This window comes from Streptomyces sp. NBC_00878 (assembly GCF_026341515.1).
GTDB lineage: Bacteria > Actinomycetota > Actinomycetes > Streptomycetales > Streptomycetaceae > Streptomyces.
In genome coordinates this window covers 4,174,910-4,198,982 of the sequence record NZ_JAPEOK010000001.1, presented here as the reverse complement: position 1 = coordinate 4,198,982, position 24,073 = coordinate 4,174,910, and the positions used below count along the sequence as shown (strand labels likewise).

The 24,073-nt window shown below is 69.6% G+C and carries 22 protein-coding genes; 14 read left to right on the top strand and 8 right to left on the bottom strand.

Annotation, left to right across the window (positions count from 1 at the left end):
• Positions 1–122: 122 nt before the first annotated feature.
• Together OHA11_RS17480 and OHA11_RS17475 are read right to left on the bottom strand one after the other, a co-directional pair.
• Positions 123–323 (bottom strand): DUF397 domain-containing protein, encoded by a 201-nt coding sequence (locus OHA11_RS17480; protein WP_266497236.1) that lies wholly within the window; start codon positions 321–323, stop codon positions 123–125.
• An 8-nt stretch (positions 324–331) separates the two neighbouring features.
• Positions 332–1,105, bottom strand: coding sequence for a helix-turn-helix transcriptional regulator (locus tag OHA11_RS17475; RefSeq protein WP_323186582.1), 774 nt, complete (start codon positions 1,103–1,105; stop codon positions 332–334).
• A gap of 277 nt (positions 1,106–1,382) precedes the next feature.
• Here OHA11_RS17475 and OHA11_RS17470 point away from each other — a divergent pair, with 277 nt between their 5' ends.
• Both OHA11_RS17470 and OHA11_RS17465 read left to right on the top strand, forming a co-directional pair.
• Positions 1,383–1,796, top strand: coding sequence for an ATP-binding protein (locus OHA11_RS17470; RefSeq protein ID WP_266497233.1), 414 nt, complete (start codon positions 1,383–1,385; stop codon positions 1,794–1,796).
• Between the two features lie 33 nt (positions 1,797–1,829).
• Positions 1,830–2,729, top strand: a complete 900-nt coding sequence (locus OHA11_RS17465; protein WP_266497231.1) for a hypothetical protein — start codon at positions 1,830–1,832, stop codon at positions 2,727–2,729.
• Positions 2,730–2,756: 27 nt separating this feature from the next.
• Here the strand turns inward: OHA11_RS17465 and OHA11_RS17460 are convergent, their stop codons facing one another.
• Complete coding sequence (locus tag OHA11_RS17460; RefSeq protein ID WP_266497229.1) at positions 2,757–4,115, bottom strand: DUF418 domain-containing protein; 1,359 nt, start codon at positions 4,113–4,115, stop codon at positions 2,757–2,759.
• A 308-nt stretch (positions 4,116–4,423) separates the two neighbouring features.
• A complete protein-coding gene (locus OHA11_RS17455; RefSeq protein ID WP_266497228.1) occupies positions 4,424–5,323 on the bottom strand; it encodes an RNA polymerase sigma factor SigF in 900 nt (299 codons plus the stop codon).
• 249 nt (positions 5,324–5,572) lie between these two features.
• Here OHA11_RS17455 and OHA11_RS17450 point away from each other — a divergent pair, with 249 nt between their 5' ends.
• From OHA11_RS17450 to OHA11_RS17425, 6 genes are all read left to right on the top strand, one after another.
• Positions 5,573–5,992 (top strand): STAS domain-containing protein, encoded by a 420-nt coding sequence (locus tag OHA11_RS17450; RefSeq protein ID WP_266497227.1) that lies wholly within the window; start codon positions 5,573–5,575, stop codon positions 5,990–5,992.
• Between the two features lie 279 nt (positions 5,993–6,271).
• Positions 6,272–6,835 carry an ATP-binding protein gene (locus tag OHA11_RS17445; RefSeq protein WP_266497225.1) on the top strand — a complete coding sequence of 188 codons (564 nt, stop codon included), beginning with the start codon at positions 6,272–6,274 and terminating at the stop codon, positions 6,833–6,835.
• Between the two features lie 306 nt (positions 6,836–7,141).
• Entirely contained in the window at positions 7,142–7,843 is a 702-nt protein-coding gene (locus OHA11_RS17440) for an LPXTG cell wall anchor domain-containing protein (protein WP_266497224.1), read from the top strand.
• 239 nt (positions 7,844–8,082) lie between these two features.
• Positions 8,083–9,048, top strand: coding sequence for a hypothetical protein (locus OHA11_RS17435; RefSeq protein ID WP_266507254.1), 966 nt, complete (start codon positions 8,083–8,085; stop codon positions 9,046–9,048).
• A gap of 158 nt (positions 9,049–9,206) precedes the next feature.
• A complete protein-coding gene (locus OHA11_RS17430; RefSeq protein WP_266497223.1) occupies positions 9,207–10,433 on the top strand; it encodes a neocarzinostatin apoprotein domain-containing protein in 1,227 nt (408 codons plus the stop codon).
• Between the two features lie 77 nt (positions 10,434–10,510).
• Positions 10,511–11,812: a hypothetical protein gene (locus OHA11_RS17425; protein ID WP_266507253.1), complete on the top strand. Its 1,302-nt coding sequence runs from the start codon at positions 10,511–10,513 to the stop codon at positions 11,810–11,812.
• Between the two features lie 153 nt (positions 11,813–11,965).
• Here OHA11_RS17425 and OHA11_RS17420 read toward each other — a convergent pair whose 3' ends face one another.
• Entirely contained in the window at positions 11,966–13,462 is a 1,497-nt protein-coding gene (locus tag OHA11_RS17420; RefSeq protein ID WP_266497221.1) for an oligopeptide:H+ symporter, read from the bottom strand.
• 499 nt (positions 13,463–13,961) lie between these two features.
• Here OHA11_RS17420 and OHA11_RS17415 point away from each other — a divergent pair, with 499 nt between their 5' ends.
• Both OHA11_RS17415 and OHA11_RS17410 read left to right on the top strand, forming a co-directional pair.
• Positions 13,962–14,639, top strand: coding sequence for a response regulator transcription factor (locus tag OHA11_RS17415; RefSeq protein ID WP_190033180.1), 678 nt, complete (start codon positions 13,962–13,964; stop codon positions 14,637–14,639).
• A 170-nt stretch (positions 14,640–14,809) separates the two neighbouring features.
• Positions 14,810–16,081: an ATP-binding protein gene (locus tag OHA11_RS17410; RefSeq protein WP_266497217.1), complete on the top strand. Its 1,272-nt coding sequence runs from the start codon at positions 14,810–14,812 to the stop codon at positions 16,079–16,081.
• Positions 16,082–16,349: 268 nt separating this feature from the next.
• Here OHA11_RS17410 and OHA11_RS17405 read toward each other — a convergent pair whose 3' ends face one another.
• The gene (locus OHA11_RS17405) at positions 16,350–16,892 is read right to left on the bottom strand and encodes a GtrA family protein (protein ID WP_266497215.1); all 543 of its coding nucleotides are present in this window, start codon (positions 16,890–16,892) and stop codon (positions 16,350–16,352) included.
• A 247-nt stretch (positions 16,893–17,139) separates the two neighbouring features.
• Here OHA11_RS17405 and OHA11_RS17400 point away from each other — a divergent pair, with 247 nt between their 5' ends.
• The gene (locus OHA11_RS17400; RefSeq protein WP_266497214.1) at positions 17,140–18,300 is read left to right on the top strand and encodes a 5-(carboxyamino)imidazole ribonucleotide synthase; all 1,161 of its coding nucleotides are present in this window, start codon (positions 17,140–17,142) and stop codon (positions 18,298–18,300) included.
• Here the strand turns inward: OHA11_RS17400 and OHA11_RS17395 are convergent.
• Positions 18,273–19,529 carry an RNA-guided endonuclease TnpB family protein gene (locus tag OHA11_RS17395; protein WP_266497211.1) on the bottom strand — a complete coding sequence of 419 codons (1,257 nt, stop codon included), beginning with the start codon at positions 19,527–19,529 and terminating at the stop codon, positions 18,273–18,275. The two genes, OHA11_RS17400 and OHA11_RS17395, sit on opposite strands and share 28 nt — an antisense overlap.
• A gap of 152 nt (positions 19,530–19,681) precedes the next feature.
• Between OHA11_RS17395 and purE the strand changes: the two genes are divergently transcribed.
• Entirely contained in the window at positions 19,682–20,209 is a 528-nt protein-coding gene (purE, locus tag OHA11_RS17390; protein WP_266497209.1) for a 5-(carboxyamino)imidazole ribonucleotide mutase, read from the top strand.
• A 5-nt stretch (positions 20,210–20,214) separates the two neighbouring features.
• On the top strand, positions 20,215–21,402 hold the full coding sequence (locus OHA11_RS17385; protein ID WP_266497207.1) for a dipeptidase: 1,188 nt from the start codon (positions 20,215–20,217) through the stop codon (positions 21,400–21,402).
• Between the two features lie 173 nt (positions 21,403–21,575).
• On the opposite strand, the gene OHA11_RS17380 is transcribed toward OHA11_RS17385, so the two are convergent.
• Positions 21,576–22,748: a methyltransferase domain-containing protein gene (locus OHA11_RS17380; RefSeq protein WP_266507251.1), complete on the bottom strand. Its 1,173-nt coding sequence runs from the start codon at positions 22,746–22,748 to the stop codon at positions 21,576–21,578.
• 512 nt (positions 22,749–23,260) lie between these two features.
• Here OHA11_RS17380 and OHA11_RS17375 point away from each other — a divergent pair.
• Complete coding sequence (locus OHA11_RS17375) at positions 23,261–24,031, top strand: polysaccharide deacetylase family protein (RefSeq protein ID WP_266497206.1); 771 nt, start codon at positions 23,261–23,263, stop codon at positions 24,029–24,031.
• The last annotated feature ends 42 nt before the right edge of the window (positions 24,032–24,073 follow it).

Genomic DNA, 24,073 nt, shown 5'->3' with positions numbered 1-24,073 from the left:
GATCCCCACAGTTGTCCAACGTGCCGCCGCAGTTGACGGACGTTGACTCATGGCGGCGGGACCGGCGCCCACCGGGTGGCCTGGGGGCGCGTATCCCTCCCATGGGCCGACGTGGGTTGTGATCAGGTGGTCGTGCGGAACAGGCCCGACTTCACGCCGCGTATGAGATGAGTCAACGGGGCTGTGGTGGTGGTGAGTTCGGTGTCGGGGGTGTCGCTTTCACGGAGGTGGAGGGTGGTGGGGGTGGCGGCGAGTTCGACGCAGGTGTTCCCGTCGCCGCCGTCGGAGAAGGTGGACTTCTGCCAGTGCAGAGTGCGGTCCATGGTCTGCCTCACAGCTCCTTCGTCAGGCGGTGGATGAAGTCCCGGGATGCCACAGGGGTCAATGCCGCCTTCTCCACCTTACGGAAGAGTGTTCGAAGTTGAGCTAGCTGGGGTTCCGCGTCGATGAACGCGGTGCCGGTGGGGGCGTCACGCAGGCCGGTGTCCAGCCGGGGGACCGGACCGTCCGTGTACATCATCGAGGCTCCGGCGCCGGCGAAGCCGTCCTGGTCGGTGGGGATGACGCGGACGGTTGCGTGGCCCTGCTCGATCTGGTCGAGGATCTGCCGGAGTTGGGCCTGGGACGCCTGGCGGTCGGCCACGCGGATGCGCAGTGCGAACTCGTGGATGAGCGTCTCGTACGGGGGTGGATTCTCGCCTTCGATGACAGTGCGCCGCCTCATCCGGTGCTCCACCCGAGGGGTCAGCTCGCTTTCGGGCAGGCCGGGAACCATGTAGGTGTAGACGGCGCGAGCGTAGTCGGCCGTCTGTAGAAGTCCCGGCACATGCGTGATCACCACCTCGCGGAGGAACGTCGCGTGGTGTTCGACCTCGGCGACGTCCAGGAATACCGGGGGCAGCACTCCCCGGTACTCCTCCCACCAGCCTCGTGTGCGGTCGGTTGCCATCGAAGTGAGGGCTTCGATCAACGCCTCGTCCGTACAGGTGTAGTGGGCGGCGAGGCGCCGTACGCGTTCAGCGCTCACGCCTGCGACGCCGGACTCGATCTGGCTCATCTGGACCGCGTCGGCCCCGAGAAGTGCGGCGGCTTCCCGGGCTTTCATGCCCGTTGCCTCGCGAAGTTTGCGTAGTTCAGCACCCAGTCGCAGCCTGCGGGCCGTGAGGTGTCTCTTTGGCGGCAACCGGCACATCCTCATCTCAACTGCCTGGTGTGCGTACCTCGTTCGAGGGTCAGAATACGTCAGCCGCTTGCGCATTCCTAATGTTAGGAAATACCGTCAGTGACGCGAAGCGCACACTGCGGAAGCGCATCACTCCGTCCTGCCATGACGGTTGCGGCAATGCCACCGCGCGCCACCCACCACCCCCTGGAGCTAACGCATGCCCGAAAGCGAAGCCGAACCCTGGGAGTACTGCCTCTCCATCCCCAACGACCCCCGCGCCGTCACCGTCTGCCGCCGCACCCTCCGCCTGATCCTCACCATGCACGGCCTGATCCGCCTCGTGGACACTGCCGAACTCCTCGCGACCGAGTTGGTCGCCAACGCCGTACTCCACACGAAAGGGCCCGCGACCCTCCGGGTTCGCTGGTCTGGGGGTGTGCTGCGGATTGGTGCCTGGGATGCCAGCCCCGAACCCCCTGAACCCCCGGGCGACTTGGCGAACCTCGCGGACGCCGAGGAGGGCAGAGGCCTCGCCCTGATCCGCGCCTGCGCCGACGTCTGGGGCTGGCAGCCGCTGTCGAGGTGCGGCAGTCGTGGCAAGTACGTGTGGTGTGACCTGGTCGCCGTGTAGCTCGTTGATCGAGTCGGACAGAAAGGAGAGCCGATGGTCGGCTCGTCGCACGAGGCGCTGCACCGGATCTTCCAGAAGGATCCCGCGCTGCTGACCCGTGCCCTGCAGAGCGTCTTACACATCCCGTTCCCCGAGCCGCGCGAGTTCGCCGCGATGAACGTGGACCTCACCGAGATCGAGCCGGTCGAGCGACGCGTGGACACGCTGCTGAGGGCGGAGACCGACGAGGGGGCCTACCTCCTGGTCGTCGAGTCGCAGGGCAAGCCGGACGAGAGGAAGCGTGGCAGCTGGCCTTATTACCTCAGCTACCTGCACGAGAAGTACCGCTGCGAACCGGTACTCATCGTCACCACCCAGAGCAGCGCCACGGCCCGCTGGGCGGCGGAGCCCATTCATCTCGGGGTGCGGGGGTGCCCTTCGCTGACGGTACGCCCGTTCGTCCTGGGACCGGACAACGTTCCGGTGATCACAGACGAGCGGGAGGCCGAACGGGACGTCCCCCTTGCGGTGCTGTCGGCGATGACCCATGGCCGGGGCTCGCAGGCTCCCGCCATACTGGAATCCCTGGCAGCCGCCCTGCGGACCATCGACGCGGACAGTGCCGCGGTCTTCGTGCAGTTCGTCGATTCATGCCTGGCAGACCCCCAGGCCCAGCAGATGTGGAGGGACCTGATGACGGCGATCCAGTACTTCTGGCGACACCCGCTCGCTGAGCAGGTACGCGAGGAAGGCAGGGAGGAAGGCCGCGAAGAGGGGCGGGCCCAGGAGAGGGCGGAGAGCGTTCTGCGCAATCTTCAGTGGCGCCAGATCGATGTACCGGACGCTGTCCGGGAGCGCGTTCTCTCCTCCACCGACATGGACGAACTCGGCGCCTGGCTCGAGCGCTCCTATCAGGTCAGCGACGCGTGGGAGCTGTTCGCCGAGGGTCCTTGAGCCGTACGGCTTCACGGTGAGGGGGCGTCACCCGCCCGCCTTGCCCTGCGCCGTCCCGTACATCAGCCTCCGCAGCACCGCCTCCGCCGGGCCCCTGCGCCCCGCGCGCTCCAGGGCGTACGCCCCCGCCACCGTGAGCAGCCAGACGCCGACCGCGAAGAGCGCCATGGTCCAGCTGGACAGGTGCTCGCCGAGGCCGAGGCCCCAGGCGGCCAGCACCGGGGCGAAGACCAGCGAGTGCGCGAGGTAGCAGGACAGGGACCGCTTGCCGACCGCCGCCACCGCCGCCCCCACTGCCGACACCGCCCCCACCGCCGACACCGCCCCCACCGCCGACGCCGCCGTGACGGCGACCGGGCCTCTACCGGCCTCGGCCTCGGCCTCGGCCTTCCGGCTGGTCCACCAATGCGCGAAGAGGGCCACGGCGGCGACGTAACCGAGTCCGGCGGCGTTGCCGGTGACGTCGCGGAGCAGGGTGAGCGCTCCCTCCTCGCTCTGTGCGTCGGCCGGTACGTCCAGGGCGCCGACGTGGGCGAGCGCGGTGGGCAGTGCGCCGAGCCAGCCGACCGTGATGCCGATGACGGCCGTGCGGCGCAGCAGGGTCCGATGGCGCCCGGGCTCCTCCAGGACACGGCGGCGGGCCGCCCAGAAGCCGAGCAGGAAGACGACGTACCCGCCGCCGACCAGTGCCAGCGAGGAGGCCAGGAACGTGACGAACAGCCCCGTCTCCAGCCGGGTCCCCGCCGCCGTGAGCCAGCTCTCCTCCTGTGCGGCGTATGCCATGAAGCCGGGTTCCGCGCCGGCGTCCCCGAGCGTGCCCAACTCGCCCCGCAGCAGGGGCGATACGACGGGCTGGGCCGCGAAGAACACGAGCAGCGTGGCGCCGACGCAGATCCACCGCTTCAGCGCGCGTTCGCTGCGCCGCAGGAAGACCAGGCCGAGGACGAGGCTCAGCACTCCGTAGTAGCCGACGATGTCGCCCGCCATCAGCAGGGTGGAGTGCAGGAGCCCGATGACGATCAGCCACAGACTGCGCCTGCGCAGGATCCTGGCGGCGCCCCGTTCGGAGTTGCCGGCGGCGGTCTGCCGGAGGAAGAGCTGCATCATCCCGTAGCCGAACAGGAACGCGAAGAGCGGATAGACCCGCAGGTCCAGCACGATGATCATGGTGAACTGCACCGCGTGGTCGAGCCACGAGCCGTCCACGGGCTGCCATCCCGAGGGTCCGCGCCGGGCCGCCCAGAGGTGGAAGGCGGTGTTGGACAGCACGATGAGCAACAGCATGAGCCCGCGCGCGAGGTCGGGTGCGAGCGCCCGCTCCTCGGCTCGTACGCCCCCGCGCCGCACCGGCTTCTCTTCGCTCTTCTCTTCGCTCGCGATCGTCATGGCCCCACGCTAGGAAGGGTGTGACGCGGACGACATCGGTCGGCGGGCCATCGACGAACGACCAAGGGATGACGTCGAGTCGGGGGACCGCGACCAAAGTCGATACCCGAGCCCGTACCCGAGCCCGTACCCGAGCCGATACCCGAGCCGATACCCGAGCCCGTACCCGAGCCCGTACCCGAGCCGGTAACCGGGTCGATACGAAACGCACTCGGGGCCGGACCGGATGATCCGGCCCGGCCCCGAGCGCACATCTACGTGCCTGCTCGCCTGCGTGTGCCTGCGTGGAACAGGCGGCATGACGACCGTCACTCCTCGACGGTCAGGCCCCTCCGCAGCCGCACCAGCGTCCGCGACAGCAGTCGCGACACGTGCATCTGCGAGATGCCGAGTTCGTCACCGATCTCGGACTGGGTCATGTTGGCGACGAACCGCAGGGACAGGATCTGCCGGTCGCGCGGCGGGAGTTCGGCGATCAGCGGCTTCAACGACTCGACGTACTCGATGCCTTCGAGTCCGTGGTCCTCGTAGCCGATCCGGTCCGCCAGCGCTCCCTCGGAGTCGTCCTCCTCGGGCTGGGCGTCAAGTGAGCTGGCCGTATAGGCGTTTGACGCCGCCATGCCCTCGACGACCTCGTCGTTCGACAGCCCCAGACGATCCGCCAGCTCTCCCACTGTCGGAGCGCGGTCCAGTTGCTGCGCGAGTTCGTCGCCCGCCTTGGCCAGGTCGAGGCGGAGTTCCTGCAGCCTGCGCGGTACCCGCACGGACCACGAGGTGTCGCGGAAGAAGCGCTTGATCTCGCCGACGATGGTCGGCATCGCGAAGGTCGGGAACTCGACGCCACGGCTGAGCTCGAAGCGGTCGATGGCCTTGATCAAGCCAATCGTGCCGACCTGGATGATGTCCTCCATCGGCTCACTGCGGGAGCGGAACCGGGAGGCGGCGAACTTCACCAGGGCGAGGTTGAGTTCGACCAGCGTGTTGCGTACGTACGAGTACTCGTGGGTGCCTTCTTCGAGGGACTCCAGCCGCTCGAAGAGGGTCTTGGACAGGGCCCGTGCGTCCACTGGCCCCACCTCGTCGAAAGGCGGGATCTCCGGAAGTCCGGCGAGGCCGACGTTCTCGTCGGCGGACTCGTCTTCCAGTCGTTCCAGAGGGGGTGTCGACGTCGCCCTCTGGGTCTGCGATGCGTCGAGCCGGGGTGACATGGTGTCCTCCATCGTTCTCGGCATATGGCTGCCGATGCCAATACGTCCACTGCGGTGTGCGGCGCCTCCAAAGCCGGCCGTGGCGAAAACTGTCTCTACTAGCCCTACCCGTTTTCGTGACTCTCCCGCAAGTGTGTTTGATGGTGAAATGTCCGCTTGTTGGCGGTTGTTCGGGTGTTGAAGGGTGCTGGGAAGGCGTAGGGTTCGAGGGCGTATCAACAGCCACGACGCTCGGAAGAGAGACACGGCATGGACCGCGGGACGGTCGGCAGCGCACAGTCGGGCCGGCTTCTGGTCGAGGTGCGAGAAGAGGGCGCGAGCGCCGTCGTCACCCCGGCCGGTGAGTTGGATCACCATACGGCGGATCTGTTGCGCGAACCGATCGAGGACTGCCTCGACCGCGGGTTCGCGCGCCTCGTCGTGGACTGCACCCGGCTTGAGTTCTGCGACTCCACCGGGCTGAACGTGCTGCTCGGTGCCCGGCTGAAGGCCGAGGCCGCGGGGGGCGGAGTCCATCTGGCCGGGATGCTGCCGGTGGTGGCCAGGGTCTTCGAGATCACCGGGGCGGAGGTCGTCTTCACCCTTCATGACACCCTCGAAGCGGCTCTTGGTGAGTCCGGATCCGGCGGCTCCACAGCGGGCAAACCCGAGGCCGACCGGGGCGACTAGTCGCCCCGAAGTGCTCCTCTGGGGCAGAGTTATGCCTCGGTTGTCTCCGTGTGATCAACGCGTTACCAGGGTCACAGCATCCGTGCCGAATAAGTGGGTGTTCTGACGGTTCGGTCGGGCAGGAGACATCCTGAATATGTCAACAGACCGAACGGCGAGCGCGTGACAGTCACCGGACGACTCCTGGATGCTGAATGTCCCAGAGTTTCCGAATGTGCCGAATGTGCTGAGTGCTGAGTCTTGAATCGTGAACTGGTGAATCGGTGAGGTGAAGCGCTGATGAGCACCACCCGGCCTTACTCGCCGGGCGACCGCGGCCCGGAACCGGGTGACGGCGGCGCTTCCGGGACGTCTCCGGACGGGATGTCTCCGGGTGGTACGTCCCCGGGTGGGGCCTCCCCGGGCGGGACGTCCCCGGGTGGTACGCCTGCCGGACGTCGGGCCCGTCGGCTGAACTTCGACGGCGCGAGCGGGGTCGTCCCGCTCGCCCGCGACTTCGCCCGACAGGCGTTGTACGAGTGGGGCTGGCTGCCCGCGGCGGGCGCCGACCAGCGGGCCGCGGCCGAGGATGTCCTGCTGGTCGTCTCCGAACTGGTCACGAACGCCTGTCTGCATGCCGAGGGCCCGGACGAGCTCTGGATCGCCTGCGACAACAAGGTGCTCCGCATCGAGGTCTCCGACCGTGGTGCGGGCCAGCCGGCCCCGCGCACGCCGCACCGGGCCGGGCGTCCCGGCGGTCACGGGATGTTCATCGTGCAGCGGCTGTGCCTGGACTGGGGCGTTATTCGTACGACCGGGGTCGCGGGTAAGACGGTGTGGGCGGAGCTTGGAGCGCCTGCGTAGGCGCTCTGCTGGGTTTGGCGTTGCCGGCTGGGTGTGCTGTCTGCGGGTGCGCTGTGGCTGGGCGCGCCCCGCGGCGGAGCCGCACATGTCACTGCCCCGCGCCCCTTTAGGGACGCTTGTCTCTGGGCCCCCTTGGGGTTACCCGCGGTTCGGGTTCTCCCTCGTTCCTCACTTGATGCGCGCTGGATCCCCACGGATCCGGCGCGCGCTTTGTCTTCCCTCGGCAAGGCCCCGGGCGTACCTTGACGGCCGATCTGATGTTCCGTCAGGAACGCCATCAGGAAAGCCTTCAGGAACGAGGGGACCGTGTCATACCGGACGTACCAGAAACGAACCGCCGCGCTCGCGTCCGCCGCGGCCCTGGCCGGCTCGGCGGTGCTGATGGCCGCCCCCGCAGCCCGGGCCGACGTGGTGGACGTCAACTACCAGTGCAAGACACCCATCGGTGACAAGTCGGCCGTCTCCCCCATCGACATCAAGGGCGTCAAGAGCGGCAGCGGCTACCAGATCACGATGACCTTCGAGAAGGGCGTCTCGTCCAGCCCCGTGGACCTGGGCAAGGGTGCGATGAACCCGAGCGCCGTCATCAAACTGGGCGGCGCCGAGAGCGGCACCCTGTCGGTCAAGGGGCCCGCCAACCCGGAGACCGTGCCCGCCAACACCCCCATCAAAATCACCGACTTGACGGGTACGTACACCCCGAAAGCGACCGGCAAGGTCACCTTCACGCCAGGTGTGCTGACCATCAAGGCCCTCGGTACGACGACCACGTGCACCCCCGCCAACAACCCGAAGGCCTCGCTGACCCTGGACGTCACGGCGGCCGGCGGCGGGACCGGGACGGGGAGTTCGGGCTCCTCGCAGGACGCCCCCGCGGGCGGCGAGGAACTCCCGCAGACCGGTCCCGAGGACTCCGCGATCGCCCTCGGCACGCTCGGCGGAACGGTTCTGCTCGCGGGCGCGGCCGGAGTGCTGTGGCTGACCAGGAGGAACCAGGCCGCTCGCTGACCCGCGCGACCCGCAGCACCTCGGCCACGACCCGCGCGACCCGCAGCACCTCGGCCACGACCCGCGCGACCCGCAGCACCTCGGCCACGACCCGCGCGACCCGCAGCACACCGGCCATGAGCCGCGCGACCCGCAGCACCTTGGCCATGAGCCGCGCGACCCGCACGACTCGCATGTCCGGCACGACCCCGCACGTCTCGCGCAACCCGTACGACCCGTACGACCATCCGGAGCCGCCGATGCCGTTCGTACTGTCCGCCGTACTGCCTGTCGTACCGCTACCGCTCGCTGCCCGTGTCCTTAGTCTCGCCGCCGTCGTACTTCTGGCCGTCGCCCCCACCGCCACGGCCGACGACGGCTGGTCCGTCGTGCCGTCGGCCGGAGGGCCGGACGCACGGCCGTACTTCTACGCGGAGGGCGCGCCCGGCGCGGTCCTTCAGGACACGGTGTCGGTGCTCAACCCGGGCGGGCAGCCGCTGACCGTACGGCTCCGGGGCGCGGACGCCGACAACACGCGCAGCGGCGGATTCTCGGTGCGGGCCAGGGCGACGGACACCGGTGCCTGGATCACTCTCGCCGAGCGGACGGTGCGGATCCCGGCACGGACCCGCGCGGACGTGCCGTTCACCGTGAGCGTCCCGACGGGCGCCGCACCAGGCGACCACCCCGGCGCGATCGTCGCGAGCGCCGCCGGCCGGTCCGCGGCCGTACGCGTCCATCTGCGGGTCGCGGGCCCGGCCCTCTCCGCGCTCACGGTCGAGCACGTGCGGGTCACCGGCGGGCGTATCTCGTACGAACTGGTCAACCGCGGCACCACCGTGCTGACCCCGAAACTCGCCGTACGCGCCGAGGGGCTCTTCGGCGAGGTGCTCGACCGGGCCCCGCGCACCCTGCCCGTCGAACTGCTCCCCGGCCGCCGCGTCACGCTCGCCGAACCCTGGCCCGACCCGCCCGAGTTCGACTCCGTCGACGTAGGGCTCACGGTCACGGCGGCGGGCGGGGCTCACGCCGAGGCGGGCGCTTCCGCGTGGTTCGTGCCGTGGGGAGCGGTGGTGGGCGCGGCGGCGGGGCTCGTGGTGTGTGCGGCCGGCGGCCTCAGGTTCGTACGACGTCGTAGGCGGTCGCGGACGACGCGGGAGACGGGCAAGACGTCGGGCGTCGAACAGCCGCGTACGGAAGTCGAGTTGACGGGAGCGGTGACGTGAGCGCTGGCGTGAGCGGCACAGCCGAAGGGGCGCGTCGGTGTCGAGAGGCCGAGCACGCGGAGGCTCGAAGGGGTGAGCATGGTCGGCCTCTCGACACCGACTGGGGCGCCCCGGAGGCGAAAAGGATAAAAGGGGTACGGGTTTCGGCGGTGGTCGTGATGCTCGCGCTCGCTCTGTTTCCGCTGGCCGGGGCGACCGCCGGGGCGGCGGGGAAGCCGGTGGTCAAGCTGTCCAAGTCCCAGGCGGGGACGGGTGGTTCGATCACCGTGAGCGGTACGGGGTGGCGGCCGAACGCGCTGCTGATGATGCTGATCTGCGGGCAGTCCTCGACCGACCGAGGAGTCATCGGCGGGACCAACTCCTGTGCCAACGCGGACGGTCGGGCCGTCACCACCGACGCGGAGGGCGCGTTCAGCAAGAAGCTGCCGGTCGCCGAGCCGCCCAAGCCGTGCCCCTGCGTGGTGCACGTCGCGACCGTCACGGGGGAGAAGGCGGAGGCGGACGCCCCGTTCCTGGTCGCCGGACACGAGGTCGAACCGTTGCCCAAGGAGGCGAGCGGCGGACGGCTGTCCGTGCTCACCGACACCCGGCTCGACGGGTCGAGCGGACTGCTCACCTGGTTCGGTGCGCCGCCGTCCCGCAAGCTCGTCTTCACCGTCGGCAACGTGGGCACCACCGCCGTCAAGAACCCCGTCTTCCAAGTCGGCACCTCCCACGGCGTGTTCGCCCCGCAGTGGGAGGAACAGCAGTGGCGCGGCACCATCGGGCCCGGCGAGAAGGAGCGGATCACCCTGCCGGTCGAGCTGACCGCCGGCGCGCGCGGCGACTACACGGTCTCGCTGAAGTTCGGCGGCAAGGTGCTCGCCGAGCAGCCGTGGGGCGTGGGGCGCCCCTGGGGCGTGACGCTCTTCTGGATCCTGGTCTGCGTCGTCGTACCGGCCGCGGTGTTCAGGATCGGGATGGCCGTGGTCGACCGGATGCGACCGCGCGCCTCCGCGGGACGCGGCGGCGGACGTGGCGGGCGCTTCGGCGATGGCCGGGGAGGGCGACCGGGGCGTCCCGGGCGTGGCGCGCACGGTGTGCGGCGCGGAGGGCTGCGGCTGCCCGAAGTCACCTTGCGGATGCCGAAGTTGAGCCTGACGTCGGGCTCCGCGGAGTCCGACGCGGACACCGGCACCGGCACTGGCACTGGCACCGGCACCGGCACCGGCACTGGCACCGGCACTGGCACCGGCGCGCGTACGGACTCTCGTACGGGTTCCCGTACGAAACCGACTCTGCCCTGGTTCACCCCCGACACCGATCCGGGGGCTGCCGAGGCAGATCCGCTCTCCGCACCGCACGAGAACAGTCCGACGACCCCCACCAGGAAGGGAAACACGTGAGCACGCAACGGAGAGTCCGGATCGGGCCGACACGGCCCAGAGCAAGCCGGAGAGCGGGCGCGGCCGGGGTCGCGATGATGCTCGGCGGTGCGGGAGTCCTGCTGGGCGTGGCCGCGGCGCCTGCCCAGGCCGCCGAGGTGTCGTACGCGACCGAGTGTGTACCGCCTCCGGTCTCCGGGCTGCCACCGGTCAAGGGCACCACCAAGGTGGAGGTCACCGCGCCCGCCACGGCCAAGGTCGGTGACGAGGTCGAGGTGGTGTGGAAGTTCACGCAGGCCGCGTCGAAGAACCCCGACCTCATCGACCTGCCTGCGAACTCCGTCCAGCCGTCCGGCACCCTCAAGGCCGCCGGCGCGCAGGCCGCGTCCGTCGCGATGCAGGGGCCGCGCGAGAACCCGGCGATTCCCAAGGGCGGGGCGATGGTCCTGTCCACGATGAAGGGCAAACTGAAACTGACCACGGCGGGCGCGGTGACGCTGACGCCGGACGCGTACGCCATCAACGTCTTCTCGACGGACACGAAGTGCGCGCCGACGGAGGCGGTGAAGCCCGCGGCGACGATCAACGTCACGGCGGGGGAGGGGACTCCGCCGCCCGGGTCGCCCGATCCCACCGGCAGTACGAGTCCGACGCCGACGCCGACCCCGACGCCCACGGGTGGTACGCCGAGCCCGACCGGGAGTGGGAGCGGGGGCAGCGACACGGGTGGTACCAGCGGTGGTGGCGGTGAGACCGACTTCACGGGCAAGGAAGTCGAGATCCCCTACGCGTGCAAGACGCCGATCGGGGACAAGAACGCGACCTCTCCCGTGCAGATCAACGCCAAGAAGGACGGCGGGAGTTACGACCTCACCGTCCAGTTCAAGGGGTCCGTGATGGACAGCCCCGCCGACATCCCGGCGGACTCGATCAAGCCGTCGATGGAGGTCGCGCTGGGCGGGGCCGACACGGGCACGGTCCATGTCGAGGGGCCGACGAACACCGAGGCGATCAAGTCCGGGGATCCCATGGTGATTTCGGACATGACGGGTACGTACAAGCCGGGTGCCGATGGAGAGTCGACGCTCTCGCCGGGGGTGCTGACGGTGAAGGCGCTCGGGACGACCACGACGTGTACGCCGACGAAGTCCGCGGTTTCGTTGACGTTGGATACGTCGGCTCAGCCGGGTGGGGCTGCGGGTGGGAGTGGCTCCGCCGGAGGAACTGGGACGTCGGGGGCCGGTGGGTCCGGTGACTCCGGCGGAGGGCTTGCCGAGACGGGGGCCGATGACAGTGGGGCGCTGCGGGCGCTCGGGCTTGTCGCCGGGACCGCGATTCTGCTGGGCGGGGCCGTGTTCACGTTCATGCCCAGGCGGCAGGCTTCGCGGCGAGCGCCGTAGGGGAGCGTCGCCGTTCGGATGCTGCGGGCCCGTTGTGGCTGGTCGCGCCCACGCGGCGGAGCCGCAAGTCGATACAGCCCCGCGCCCCTGAAAGAACGGCCGGAGGCCACCGCACCCACGGGTGCGGTGGCCTCCGGCCGTTCAAGGGCATCGTCAGTGGACGTCGCCCATCAAGGACTTGACCTTGCTGCGGTACATGTACACCGCCACGCCCGCGATCGCGGCGAGGGTGGCTTCCAGGGCTACGACGCCCATGCCGTTGAGTTCTACGCCCGCGATGGCGAGCAGGCCCGTTGTGGCGTCGCCGGCGGTTACGGCCAGGAACCAGACGCCCATCATCTGGGAGGCATACTTCGCGGGGGCCATCTTCGTGGTGACGGAGAGGCCGACCGGGGAGACCATCAGTTCGCCGACGGTCTGGACGAAGTAGATGGCGACCAGCCACATCGCGGCGGCCTTGTGACCGCCCTCGGCGATCGACAGGGGAGCCAGGAAGAGGAAGAACGACGCACCGACCAGGAGCAGACCCGACGCGAACTTCACGATCGTGCTCGGCTCCTTGCCCGCCCGGTTCAGCGCCGGCCACGCCCAGGCGAAGACCGGGGCGAGGGCCATGATCATGACCGGGTTGACCGACTGGTACCAGGAGACCGGGAACTCCCAGCCGAACACGCTGTTCTCGGCCGACGACCCGGCGAAGATCGACAGTGTGGAGCCGCCCTGGTCGTAGATCATCCAGAAGACGGCCGCGGCGATGAAGAACCAGATGTACGCGGACATCCTCGACTGCTCGACGCGGTCGAGGGACTTGTCCCGCTTGATGCGGGCGATGACCCAGACCGGGACGATCAGGCCGATGAGCGTGAGCGGAACCAGGATCCAGTTCAGCGTGTAGTGGCCGGAGAAGCCGACGATGCCGTAGAAGAACGCGGCAACGGCCAGCCACAGCAGGCCCTTGCGCAGCGTCGAGGCCTTCTCCTCGGCGGACAGCGGCGTCGGGACGACGTCCGAACGCGCGTCGAGGTGTCGGCGGCCCATCAGGAACTGGACCAGACCCAGCGCCATGCCCAGCGCGGCGAGCGCGAAGCCCAGGTGCCAGTTGACGTTCTCGCCGATGGTGCCGATGACCAGTGGCGCGGCGAAGGCGCCGAGGTTGATGCCGATGTAGAAGACGGTGAAGCCGCCGTCGCGGCGCGGGTCGTCCGGGCCGTCGTAGAGGTGGCCGACCATCGTCGAGATGTTGGCCTTCAGCAGACCCGAGCCGATCGCGACGAGGCCGAGGCCCGCGTAGAAGGTGCCCGAGGAGGGGAGGGCCAGCGTGAGGTGGCCGAGCATGATGACCAGGCCCGCGACGGCGACCGTTCTGCGGGGGCCGAGCACGCGGTCCGCGAACCAGCCGCCGGGCAGGGCGAGCAGGTACACGAGGGACAGGTACACCGAGTAGATCGCGGTCGCGGTGGTCGCGCTCAGGTGCAGGCCGCCGGGGGCGACCAGGTACAGCGGGAGCAGTGCCCGCATGCCGTAGTAGGAAAACCGCTCCCACATCTCGGTCATGAAGAGAGTGGCCAGTCCGCGGGGGTGGCCGAAGAAGGTCTTCTCGGAGCCGGGGGTGCCCGGGGAGACCGAGTCCTTCGTCAGGCTGGACGCCATGGTCGTTCCTTGCTGGTCGGGACGGACTGCGGAGCGTCGTGCGCCCGGTGGGGGAGGCGGCCGGCGCCGGCGGGGAGGCCGTCCCTCCCCACGCCCACGGGGAGTCCGCTCCGGGTCATCGAAGCGGCGGACGGCGACCACCGGGATCCACGCCCCGCACGCTTCCTCGCGCTCGGGGCCCGGCCACAGGTCATTCCTTTCAAGCTGGTAGGCACCAGCCCGCACACAGAAGGGACCTTCGGCGTCACGTTCCCGCCGAAGGCCCCCGCGTGGTGCTACAGGCGTCTGGACACCATAAGGCCACACAGCATGCAAAGGTCGCATATGACCTGACTTGAGAGATGGATCACAGGTATGGATGGAACTATGCGCCTGAATCGAAGGCCGTTCGCAGATTTGCAGCCCTAACCCGCAGGGTCACATTCCCCCTGCCGGACGGGTGAATCACGGATGTCGATCACCCTCACTGCGCTGGTCCGCAGCGGACTACCATCAGTTCATGACCCGAGTACTGCTCGCCGAGGACGACGCGTCCATCTCGGAGCCCCTGGCCCGCGCCCTGCGCCGGGAGGGGTACGAGGTTGAGGTACGCGAGGACGGCCCCACCGCGCTCGACGCCGGCATCCAGGGCGGCATCGATCTGGTAGTGCTCGACCTCGGGCTGCCCGGCATGGACGGCCTGGAGGTGGCCCGACGGCTGCGCGCCGAGGGGCACACCGTGCCGATTCTCATCCTGACCGCGCGCGCCGACGAGGTGGACACGGTCGTCGGCCTGGACGCGGGCGCCGACGACTACGTCACCAAGCCGTTCCGCCTCGCCGAGCTGCTGGCCCGCGTCCGGGCCCTGCTGCGGCGCGGCGCGGCCGAGCCCCAGCAGCCGCCCGCCACGCACGGGGTGCGCATCGACGTCGAGTCGCACCGGGCGTGGATGGGCGACGAGGAGCTCCAGCTCACCGCCAAGGAGTTCGACCTGCTGCGGGTGCTCGTCCGGGATGCCGGGCGGGTCGTCACGCGTGACCAGCTCATGCGTGAGGTGTGGGACACCACGTGGTGGTCGTCCACGAAGACGCTGGACATGCACATCTCGTGGTTGCGGAAGAAGCTGGGCGATGACGCGGCGAATCCGCGGTACATCGCGACGGTACGAGGCGTCGGGTTCCGCTTCGAGAAGAGTTAGCTCGTTGGCGCCGGGCTGCGCTTCATCGCCGTTGCGGCGTCAGTGAGTGCGCGGCCGCGGGCTGTGTGTGGCTGGTCGCGCCCACGCGACGGAGTCGCAGAGTGTTACGGCCCCGCGCCCCTGAGGGGGCACGGCCCTAGCCTTTATTGATCAGTTGCCCGGAGGGGCCCGTGCGTCGCCGTCTCATCAATTCCACTCTGGCCGTCGTGCTGGTCGTCATCGCCGTGTTCGGGGTCTCGCTCGTCATCGTCGAGACCCGCACGATCAGCAACAGCGCCCAGGAGCGCGTGGACTCCGAGGCGGTGCGGCTGGTGAGCATCGTCGACAGCCGCATCCTCGGTGACGAGCTGATCAGCGCCGGTGTCCTCAAGGACCAGGTCACGGGCGACCGGTTCGCGCGCATCCAGATCCCGGGCCGCGCCGACATCACCATCGGCGACAAGCCCACCGGCGACGTCATCACGTCCACCCGCGAGGGCGACCAGCGCGAGACGGTCACGGTCGAGGAGGCCGGCTCCGCGGTCACCCGGGAGGTCGGCCGTACGCTCCTGATCATCGCGGCCGTCGCCCTGCTCGCGGTGATCGCCGCGGTGCTCCTCGCGGTACGCCAGGCCAACCGGCTCACCTCTCCGCTGACCGACCTCGCGGAGACCGCGGAGCGGCTCGGCTCCGGGGACCCGCGGCCCCGCCACAAGCGCTACGGCGTTCCGGAGCTGGACCGGGTCGCGGATGTCCTGGACGGCTCGGCCGAGCGCATCGCCCGGATGCTGACCGCCGAGCGCCGTCTGGCGGCCGACGCCTCGCACCAGCTGCGTACGCCGCTGACCGCGCTGTCCATGCGGCTGGAGGAGATCACGCTCACCGACGACCCGGACACCGTGAAGGAGGAGGCGACCATCGCGCTGGGCCAGGTCGAGCGCCTGACGGACGTGGTCGAACGGCTCCTGACGAACTCCCGGGACCCGCGGACCGGCTCCGCCGTCACCTTCGACCTCGACGAGGTCATCAAGCAGCAGCTCGCGGAGTGGCGCCCGGCCTACCGCAACGCGGGCCGCGCGATCGTCAGCTCGGGCAAGCACCATCTCCAGGCCGTCGGGACGCCCGGAGCCGTGGCCCAGGTCCTCGCCGCGCTGATCGAGAACTCCCTGATGCACGGCGGTGGCACGGTCGCGCTGCGCACGCGCGTCACCGGCAACCAGGCGGTGATCGAGGTCACCGACGAGGGGCCCGGTGTCCCGGCCGACCTGGGCGCCCGGATCTTCGAGCGGGCCATCAGCGGCCGCAACTCCACGGGGATCGGCCTCGCGGTGGCGCGTGACCTCGCGGAGGCCGACGGGGGGCGTCTGGAGATGCTCCAGACGCAGCCGCCGGTGTTCGGCCTGTTCCTGTCGCGCACGCCGCTCAAGCGGCCGGAGACCGGGGACGAGCCGACGGTTCGCTAGCGCGTCGTCGGCTCCTCGCGGCTCGGGGACGCTGTGGGGAGCCGCCGCAGGGCTGCTGGGGCTGGGCACGCAGTTCCCCGCGCCCTTGAGGGGTGCGCCGGAGCGCCCCCGACAAGGACATCGGCGCACGCGCGAACGAAGGACATCGGCGCACGCGCGAACGAAGGACATCAGCGCACGCGCGGCGAAGGGCATCAGCGCACGCGCGGCAAAGAGATCAGCGCACGCGCGACGAAGGGGACATCAGCGCACGCGGGACAGAGGACATTCAGCGCACGCGCTGCACCTGGCGGAACTCGCGGGTCGGGCGGTCCTCGCCCTCCAGGTACGCCTCGCGGTTCTGCGGGAGGTAGGCCTCAGGGTGTTCCAGGAACGATTCGGCGCTGGCCACGGCCTCACGGGCCGGAGCCGCGCGGAACACCCAGGTCCGGTAGGACCAGAAGCGGAAAAGTGTCGCGATACCGATGCCGACGAACTTGAAGACGTTGCTCGCGAGGGGGCTGTCGAGCCCGAGACCGTACGTGGCGGCGTAGAGAAAACCGTTCTCGATGACTAGGCCGATCGCGCTGAACAGCATGAACAGCGTCAGTTCCTTGGTACGGCCACTCTTGTCCCGATCGCGGTAGGTGAAGTACCGGAAACCGATGTAGTTCGAGACGATTGCGACGACCGTGGCGATCACGCTGGCCCGTACGACCTGCAGATCCGTGGTACTGCGCACCAGGTTGAAGGCGATCAGGTTGATCAGCAGACCGGCCCCGCCGACCGCGCCGAACTTGGCGATTTCCCTGGTCAGCCGGTCGATGCGCATGCGGACAGCGCTCGCCGGCCTGGCGTGAGCCCTGCGTTTACCACCTTTGCCCATGGTGTCGCTCAGCCCCCGTCTCGTCGGATACGTCATTTTCGTCAACCTTCGTCGACTCCGCCATGCTAACCAGCGGTTCCCTCCGGTGCCTGGCTGGGACTCGAATATGTGGCCGGGATGTGATGAACATGCGTAACTTCCGATGATCATGCGCGCAACAGGAGTGACCCGGTAGGGCCGATACCCTGGGGGCGTGACGTTCCCGGTAGTCGGCATGGTCGGCGGGGGGCAGCTCGCTCGTATGACACACGAGGCGGGCATCCCGCTCGGCATCAGATTCAAGCTCCTCAGTGACACCCCCCTGGATTCCGCGGCGCAGGTGGTCAGCGATGTCGTCATCGGCGACTACCGCGACCTCGACACGCTGCGGGCCTTCGCGCGGGGCTGCGACGTGATCACCTTCGATCACGAACACGTACCCACCGAGCATCTGCGTGCCCTGGAGGCGGACGGCATTCCCGTGCGCCCCGGGCCCGACGCGCTCGTGCACGCCCAGGACAAGGGCGTGATGCGCGCGAAGCTCGACGCGATCGGCGTGCCGTGCCCGCGGCACCGGATCGTGAGCGATCCGCAGGACGTGGTGGCCTTCGCGGCGGAAGGGCTCCCCGAGGGGGCCGAGGGGGACGGCTTCCCGGTCGTCCTCAAGACCGTCCGCGGCGGCTACGACGGCAAGGGCGTGTGGGTCGTACGGTCCGCGGCGGACGCCGAGGACCCCTTCCGCGCCGGGGTCCCGGTCCTCGCCGAGGAGAAGGTCGACTTCGTACGCGAGCTGGCCGCCAACGTCGTGCGGTCGCCGCACGGCCAGGCCGTGGCGTACCCCGTCGTCGAGTCCCAGCAGGTCGGCGGCGTCTGCGACACGGTCATCGCGCCCGCGCCCGGCATCTCCGACGCGCTCGCGCTGCGGGCCGAGGAACTGGCCCTGCGCATCGCGAAGGAACTCGGCGTCGTCGGCCACCTCGCGGTGGAGCTCTTCGAGACCCGAGACGGGCGCATCCTCGTCAACGAACTGGCCATGCGTCCGCACAACTCCGGCCACTGGACCCAGGACGGCGCGATCACCTCCCAGTTCGCCAACCACGTCCGCGCGGTCCTGGACCTGCCCCTCGGCGACCCGCGCCCGCGCGCGAAGTGGACGGTCATGGTGAACGTCCTGGGGGGCGACTACCCCGATATGTACTCCGCGTACCTCCACTGCATGGCCCGCGACCCGAAACTCAAGATCCACATGTACGGCAAGGACGTGAAGCCCGGCCGCAAGGTGGGCCACGTCAACACCTACGGCGACGATCTGGACGACGTCCTGGACCGAGCCCGCCACGCAGCCGCCTACCTGAGAGGCACGATCACCGATTGACCTCGGCCCTTCTCCTTGCGGGAGGGGCCTGCCATGGCTCGCGCCATGACGCTTCCTGCTTCATCGCCGACTGCCCGCTCGGAGGAGCTCCGTTGGGGTCTTACACCGGCTCCACAGGCCGACACCGCCAGCCCGGCGGCCAGAATGGTCTTCGCGGCGTTGTGGTCCCGGTCGTGCCGGGTGCCGCAGCCCTCGCACGTCCAGTGACGGACGCTCAAGGACAGCTCGCCGCGGATCAGGCCGCACGCAGAGCAGGTCTTGCTCGACGGGAAGAAGCGGTCGATCGCGATCAACTCGCGCCCGTACCAGGCACACTTGTACTCCAGCAGGGAGCGCAACTCCGTCCACGAGGCATCGGATATCGCACGCGCGAGCGTGCGGTTGCCGAGCATGCTGCGGACGGTCAGATCCTCGATCACGATCGTTTGGTTCTCACGAACGAGTCGAGTGGTCAACTTGTGGAGAAAGTCCCGACGCCGGTCGGCGATCCGCGCGTGGACGCGCGCCACTTCGACCCGCGCCTTCTCCCAGTTCTTCGATCCTCGGGCCTTACGGGACAGTTGTTGTTGGGCTTTGCCGAGCCGGGCACGGTCCTTCCGTTCGAACTTGGGATTGGTGATCTTCTCCCCGGTGGACAGGGTGACCAGGCTGGTGAGACCCGCGTCGAGGCCCACCGCCGTGTCCGTGGCCGGGCCGGGGGCGATGGTGGCCTCGACGAGGAGGGAGACGAACCAGCGGCCTGCCCTGTCCCGAGACACCGTGACCGTGGACGGCTCGGCTTCTTCGGGGAGCGGACGCGACCACGCGATCGCCAACGGCTCGCTCATTTTCGCCAGGACGAGCTGTTCGTTCGAGAACCGGAAAGCGGATCGTGTGTACTCGGCGGAGTCTTTCGATCTCTTCTTCGACTTGAAGCGGGGGTATCGGGCTCGTTTGTCGAAGAATGCCGTGTAAGCCGTCTGCAGATGTCGCAACGATTGCTGCAACGGCACCGACGAAACCTCACCCAGGAAGCCGTGCTCCTCGGTCTTCTTCCATTCAGTGAGCATCGCCGAGGTCTCCACGTAGGAGACCCGGCGGTGTTCAAGCGTCCACGCTCGGGACCGGGCGTCAAGCGCCATGTTGTAGACCTTTCGCACGCAGCCGAAGGTGCGCGACAGCTCAGCTGCCTGCTCCTCGGTCGGATAGAAGCGGTACTTGAACGCCCGCTTCACGCACTTGGTCCCCATGGCTCACACGCTAGCGTTTCGGATGTGAGCGCGTCCGGCAGTCTGTGAATCCTGCTGCACGGAAAATGAGACAGGAACAACTCCCGCACCGCGAGCGGGACATCAACCCAGTCCTCTCGGTCAGAGCCGAAGAGGTGTGCAAGGAGATTGAGATGAGTTCAGTCGTTGGCATCGTCATGGGGTCGGACTCCGACTGGCCCGTCATGGAAGCGGCCGCGCAGGCCCTCGACGAGTTCGAGATCGCCTACGAAGTCGACGTGGTCTCCGCGCACCGGATGCCGCGCGAGATGATCGCGTACGGCGAGGAGGCGGCCGAGCGCGGTCTCAAGGTGATCATCGCGGGCGCGGGTGGCGCGGCCCATCTGCCGGGCATGCTCGCCTCGGTCAGCCCGCTGCCCGTGATCGGCGTCCCGGTCCCGCTGAAGTACCTCGACGGCATGGACTCGCTGCTCTCCATCGTCCAGATGCCGGCCGGTGTCCCGGTCGCCACGGTCTCGGTCGGCGGCGCGCGCAACGCGGGCCTGCTGGCCGCCCGCATCCTCGCCACCCAGGACGCCGAACTCCTCGCCCGAATGCGCGAGTTCCAGCAGGAACTCAACGACCAGGCCACGGAGAAGGGCAAGCGCCTGCGCGCCAAGGTCGAGTCCGGCGCGGGCAACGGCTTCGGTTTCGGGCAGTGACCGCCGTGCCTTCTGCGGACTCCCTGGACCGCGCCCGCGCCCTGCTCGCCGACCACCCCGTCGTCGACGGCCACAACGACCTCCCCTGGGCGCTGCGCCAGCAGGTCCGCTACGACATCGACGCCCGTGACATCGCCGCCGACCAGAGTGCCCATCTGCACACGGACCTGGCCCGGCTGCGCGCGGGCGGTGTCGGTGCGCAGTTCTGGTCGGTGTACGTGCGCTCGGATCTGCCCGGCGCGGTGACGGCGACGCTCGAACAGATCGACTGCGTACGGCAGTTGATCGCGCGCTACCCCGCGGACCTGCGGGCCGCGCTGACGGCGGCCGACATGGAGGTGGCCCGCGGCGAGGGCCGTATCGCGTCGCTGATGGGTGCCGAGGGCGGCCACTCGATCGACAACTCCCTTGCCACCCTGCGCGGGTTGTACGAGCTGGGGGTCCGCTACATGACCCTCACCCACAACGACAACATCGCGTGGGCGGACTCGGCGACGGACAAGCCGTCCGTCGGCGGCCTGTCGCCCTTCGGCCACGAGGTCGTACGGGAGATGAACCGCCTGGGCATGCTCGTGGACCTCTCCCACGTGGCCGCCACGACGATGCGGGACGCGCTGGACACGTCCGTCGCGCCGGTGATCTTCTCCCACTCCTCCTCGCGCGCGATCTGCGACCACCCACGCAACATCCCGGACGACGTGCTGGAGCGCCTGCCCGCCAACGGCGGTGTGGCGATGGTGACGTTCGTGCCGAAGTTCGTCCTCCAGGCCGCCGTCGACTGGACGGCCGCCGCCGACGAGAACATGCGCGAGCGCGGCTTCTTCCACCTCGACACGACCCCCGAGGCGATGAAGGTCCACCGCGCCTTCGAGGAGTCCAACCCCCGCCCCGTCGCGACCGTTTCGACGGTCGCCGACCACCTCGACCACATGCGCGAGGTGGCGGGCGTCGACCACATCGGCATCGGCGGCGACTACGACGGCACGGCCTTCACCCCCGACGGCCTCGACGACGTCTCCGGCTACCCGAACCTCATCGCGGAACTCCTGGACCGCGGCTGGTCGACCACCGACCTCGCCAAGCTGACCTGGCAGAACGCGGTCCGGGTCCTGGGCGCCGCGGAGGACGTCTCCCGCGAGGAACAGTCCCGCAGGGGCCCGTCGAACGCGACCCTGGAGCAACTGGACGGCTAGGGGGCTTCTGATGGATCTCCGCGGCGTCGCGACGCCCGGCACGTCCTCTCGCCGCACCGGGCACAGACCCAAGTACGTCCAGTACGCGGGTCTGTGCCCGGCACGCCGAGAGAACGCACCGAACGCCGCTCCTTCCCCACGGAGATCCATCAGAAGCCCCCTAGGCCCGGCGGTTACGCCCGTGCGGGGTGCCCCAGCAGCATGGTCGGGGCGCCCTGCACCCGGGTCAGGAACACCGTCGCCGAGTTCGGCCCCTGCGGCTTCACCTTGCGCCGCAGCTCCTCCGGCTCGACGGCCGAGCCACGTTTCTTGACAGTGAGGACGCCGACCCCCCGCTCCCGCAGCAGCGCCTTCAACTTCTTCACGCTGAAGGGAAGTTGGTCGGTGATCTCGTACGCGGTGGCGTACGGCGTGGGGTCGAGCGAGTCCGCGGTGATGTAGGCGATGGTCTCGTCGATGAGCCCGCCGCCGTCCAGCTCCTCGGCGACCTCCGCGACCAGATGCGCCCGGATGACGGCCCCGTCGGGCTCGTACAAGTACCGTCCCAGGGGCCGCACTTGGGGGTCGGGCAGCCCCCGGCCGACGAGCGTCCGCGGCCCGGGCAGCAGGGTCGCGCGTACGGACCCCGCCCCGCCCGTGCCGAACCACAGCACGGCCTCCTTCACGTCCCCGGAGTCCGAGATCCACTCGGCCCCGGCCTCGGCGGGAACGGTCTCGTGCGGAATCCCGGGCGCGATCTTCAGCGCGGCGAGAGGCGCTTCGAGGGCGGTTCGCACGGCCCACGACAGCGGCGGTGAATAGGCCTCGGGATCGAAGACACGCCCGCGCCCGCCCCGCCGCGCCGGATCCACGAACACGGCGTCGTACGCGGCCGTCCCGACCTCCGTGACATCCGCCTCGCGCACCTCGATCAGCTCGCCGAGCCCGAGCGCGTCGGCGTTCGCCCGCGCCACGGCCGCCGTCAGCGGGTCCCGGTCGACGGCCAGGACCCGGATCCCCGCGCGCGCGAGCGCGATCGCGTCACCGCCGATGCCGCAGCACAGGTCGGCCACGGACCGCACCCCGAGCTCCTGGAACCGCCGGGCCCGGTACGCGGCGACGCTCGCCCGGGTCGCCTGCTCCACGCCGTTCGGCGTGAAGTACATCCGCCCCGCGTCCTCGGCGCCGAACTTCACCACGGCCCGCTGCCGCAACCGCGCCTGCCCGAGCGCCGCCGACACGAGCCCGACGGGATGCTCACGCCGCAGCCGGGTGGCGACGGTCAGTTCCTGAGCGGGTTCGGTGTCCCGCACCTCGTCGAGCAGGGCACGGCCTTGGCCGGTGAGCAGGGCGGCGAATGACGACAAAGAGGTGTCGGGCGCAGCCCGTCGATGAGGGGCGGTGGTCGGGTGGCGGGCGGGAGGATCGAGGTCGTTCACCGGCCCATTGTGGGCCAGTCGGAGGACGGCACGCGTTCGCCGGATGTGTCGAGGGCTTGTGAGGGGTGTGGCCTGTGAGGATCCGGGTTCATGCGACTTGTACGACAAAATGACAGCAGTGGGGCAAATGGTGGCTCAGGGGGCACCCCCTCAGGGGCGCGGGAAACTGCGCGACAAGCCCCCACTGACCCGCAGGTCGCAATCAGGCCACCCCGTGCAGCCGCAGCCCGCACCGCTTTCGTCCTGCCGACGGACACCGCACTGGCCACTGGCTGCTCGGAACCAGGGTCCGACGGCACCACCGCCAAGCCGGCCGCAGGCCGACAACTCCTCAAGGCCCACCCGGCGCAAGCCATGGATGCCTACGCCACCGAACCCCGCGTGAAGCTGAAGCCGGTCACGGACAAGGGGCACGCGGTGGCACGTTTTGAGGACCACCTGTGAGGAAGCTGCCGGCCGCCGCCGCACTGCTCGCGGGGCTGGTCTGCTTGGCCGGCTGCGCCCAGTCCGTGGACCCCATCGAGCGGCTGGGCAAGAAGGCCGCGCAGAAGGTGCGTACGCACGGGCCCACCGAGGACGCGTACCGCCGCTGGGGCCTGACCGCACCACTCGCCCCGGCGCCGAAACCGCCCGCCCGGCGGCCCACCGCCCGCACCGCGGGACCGGGCCTGCCGCCCGTCGTGGACCGAGTCCCCACCCGCGATCGGGTCGTCTTCCTGACCTTCGACGACGGCGCCGAGAAGGACCCGGGGTTCGTCGACATGGTCCGTGAACTGCGGCTGCCGGTCACGATGTTCCTCACGGACAGTGTCGTCGGGCCGGGATACGCCCACTTCGGCCGGCTCCGCGCGGTCGGCGCGACCGTACAGAACCACACCCTCGACCACCCATACCTGCCGGGCCTTCCGTACGCCGGACAGCGCGCCGAGATCTGCGGCCAGCAGGAGAAACTCAAGCAGCGCTTCGGCATCCGCCCGCGTCTCTTCCGCCCGCCCTACGGCGAGTACAACGCCGACACCGTACGCGCGGCCGCCGACTGCGGCCTGGCCGCCGTCGTCCTGTGGCGCGACACCGGCCGCCTCAGCCCGGGCGACATCCTCCACTGCCCCGAGGGGCGGGCCGGCACGAGCCTCACCGGCGCGACGGCTGCCGTGCTGAACCGCGTCCAGAGGGAGGGTTTCGCTGTGGCCCGCCTGGAGGACTACCTGTAGGCCACCCAGCCCGTCGTGGGGGTCCCCCGCCCGAGCGCAGCC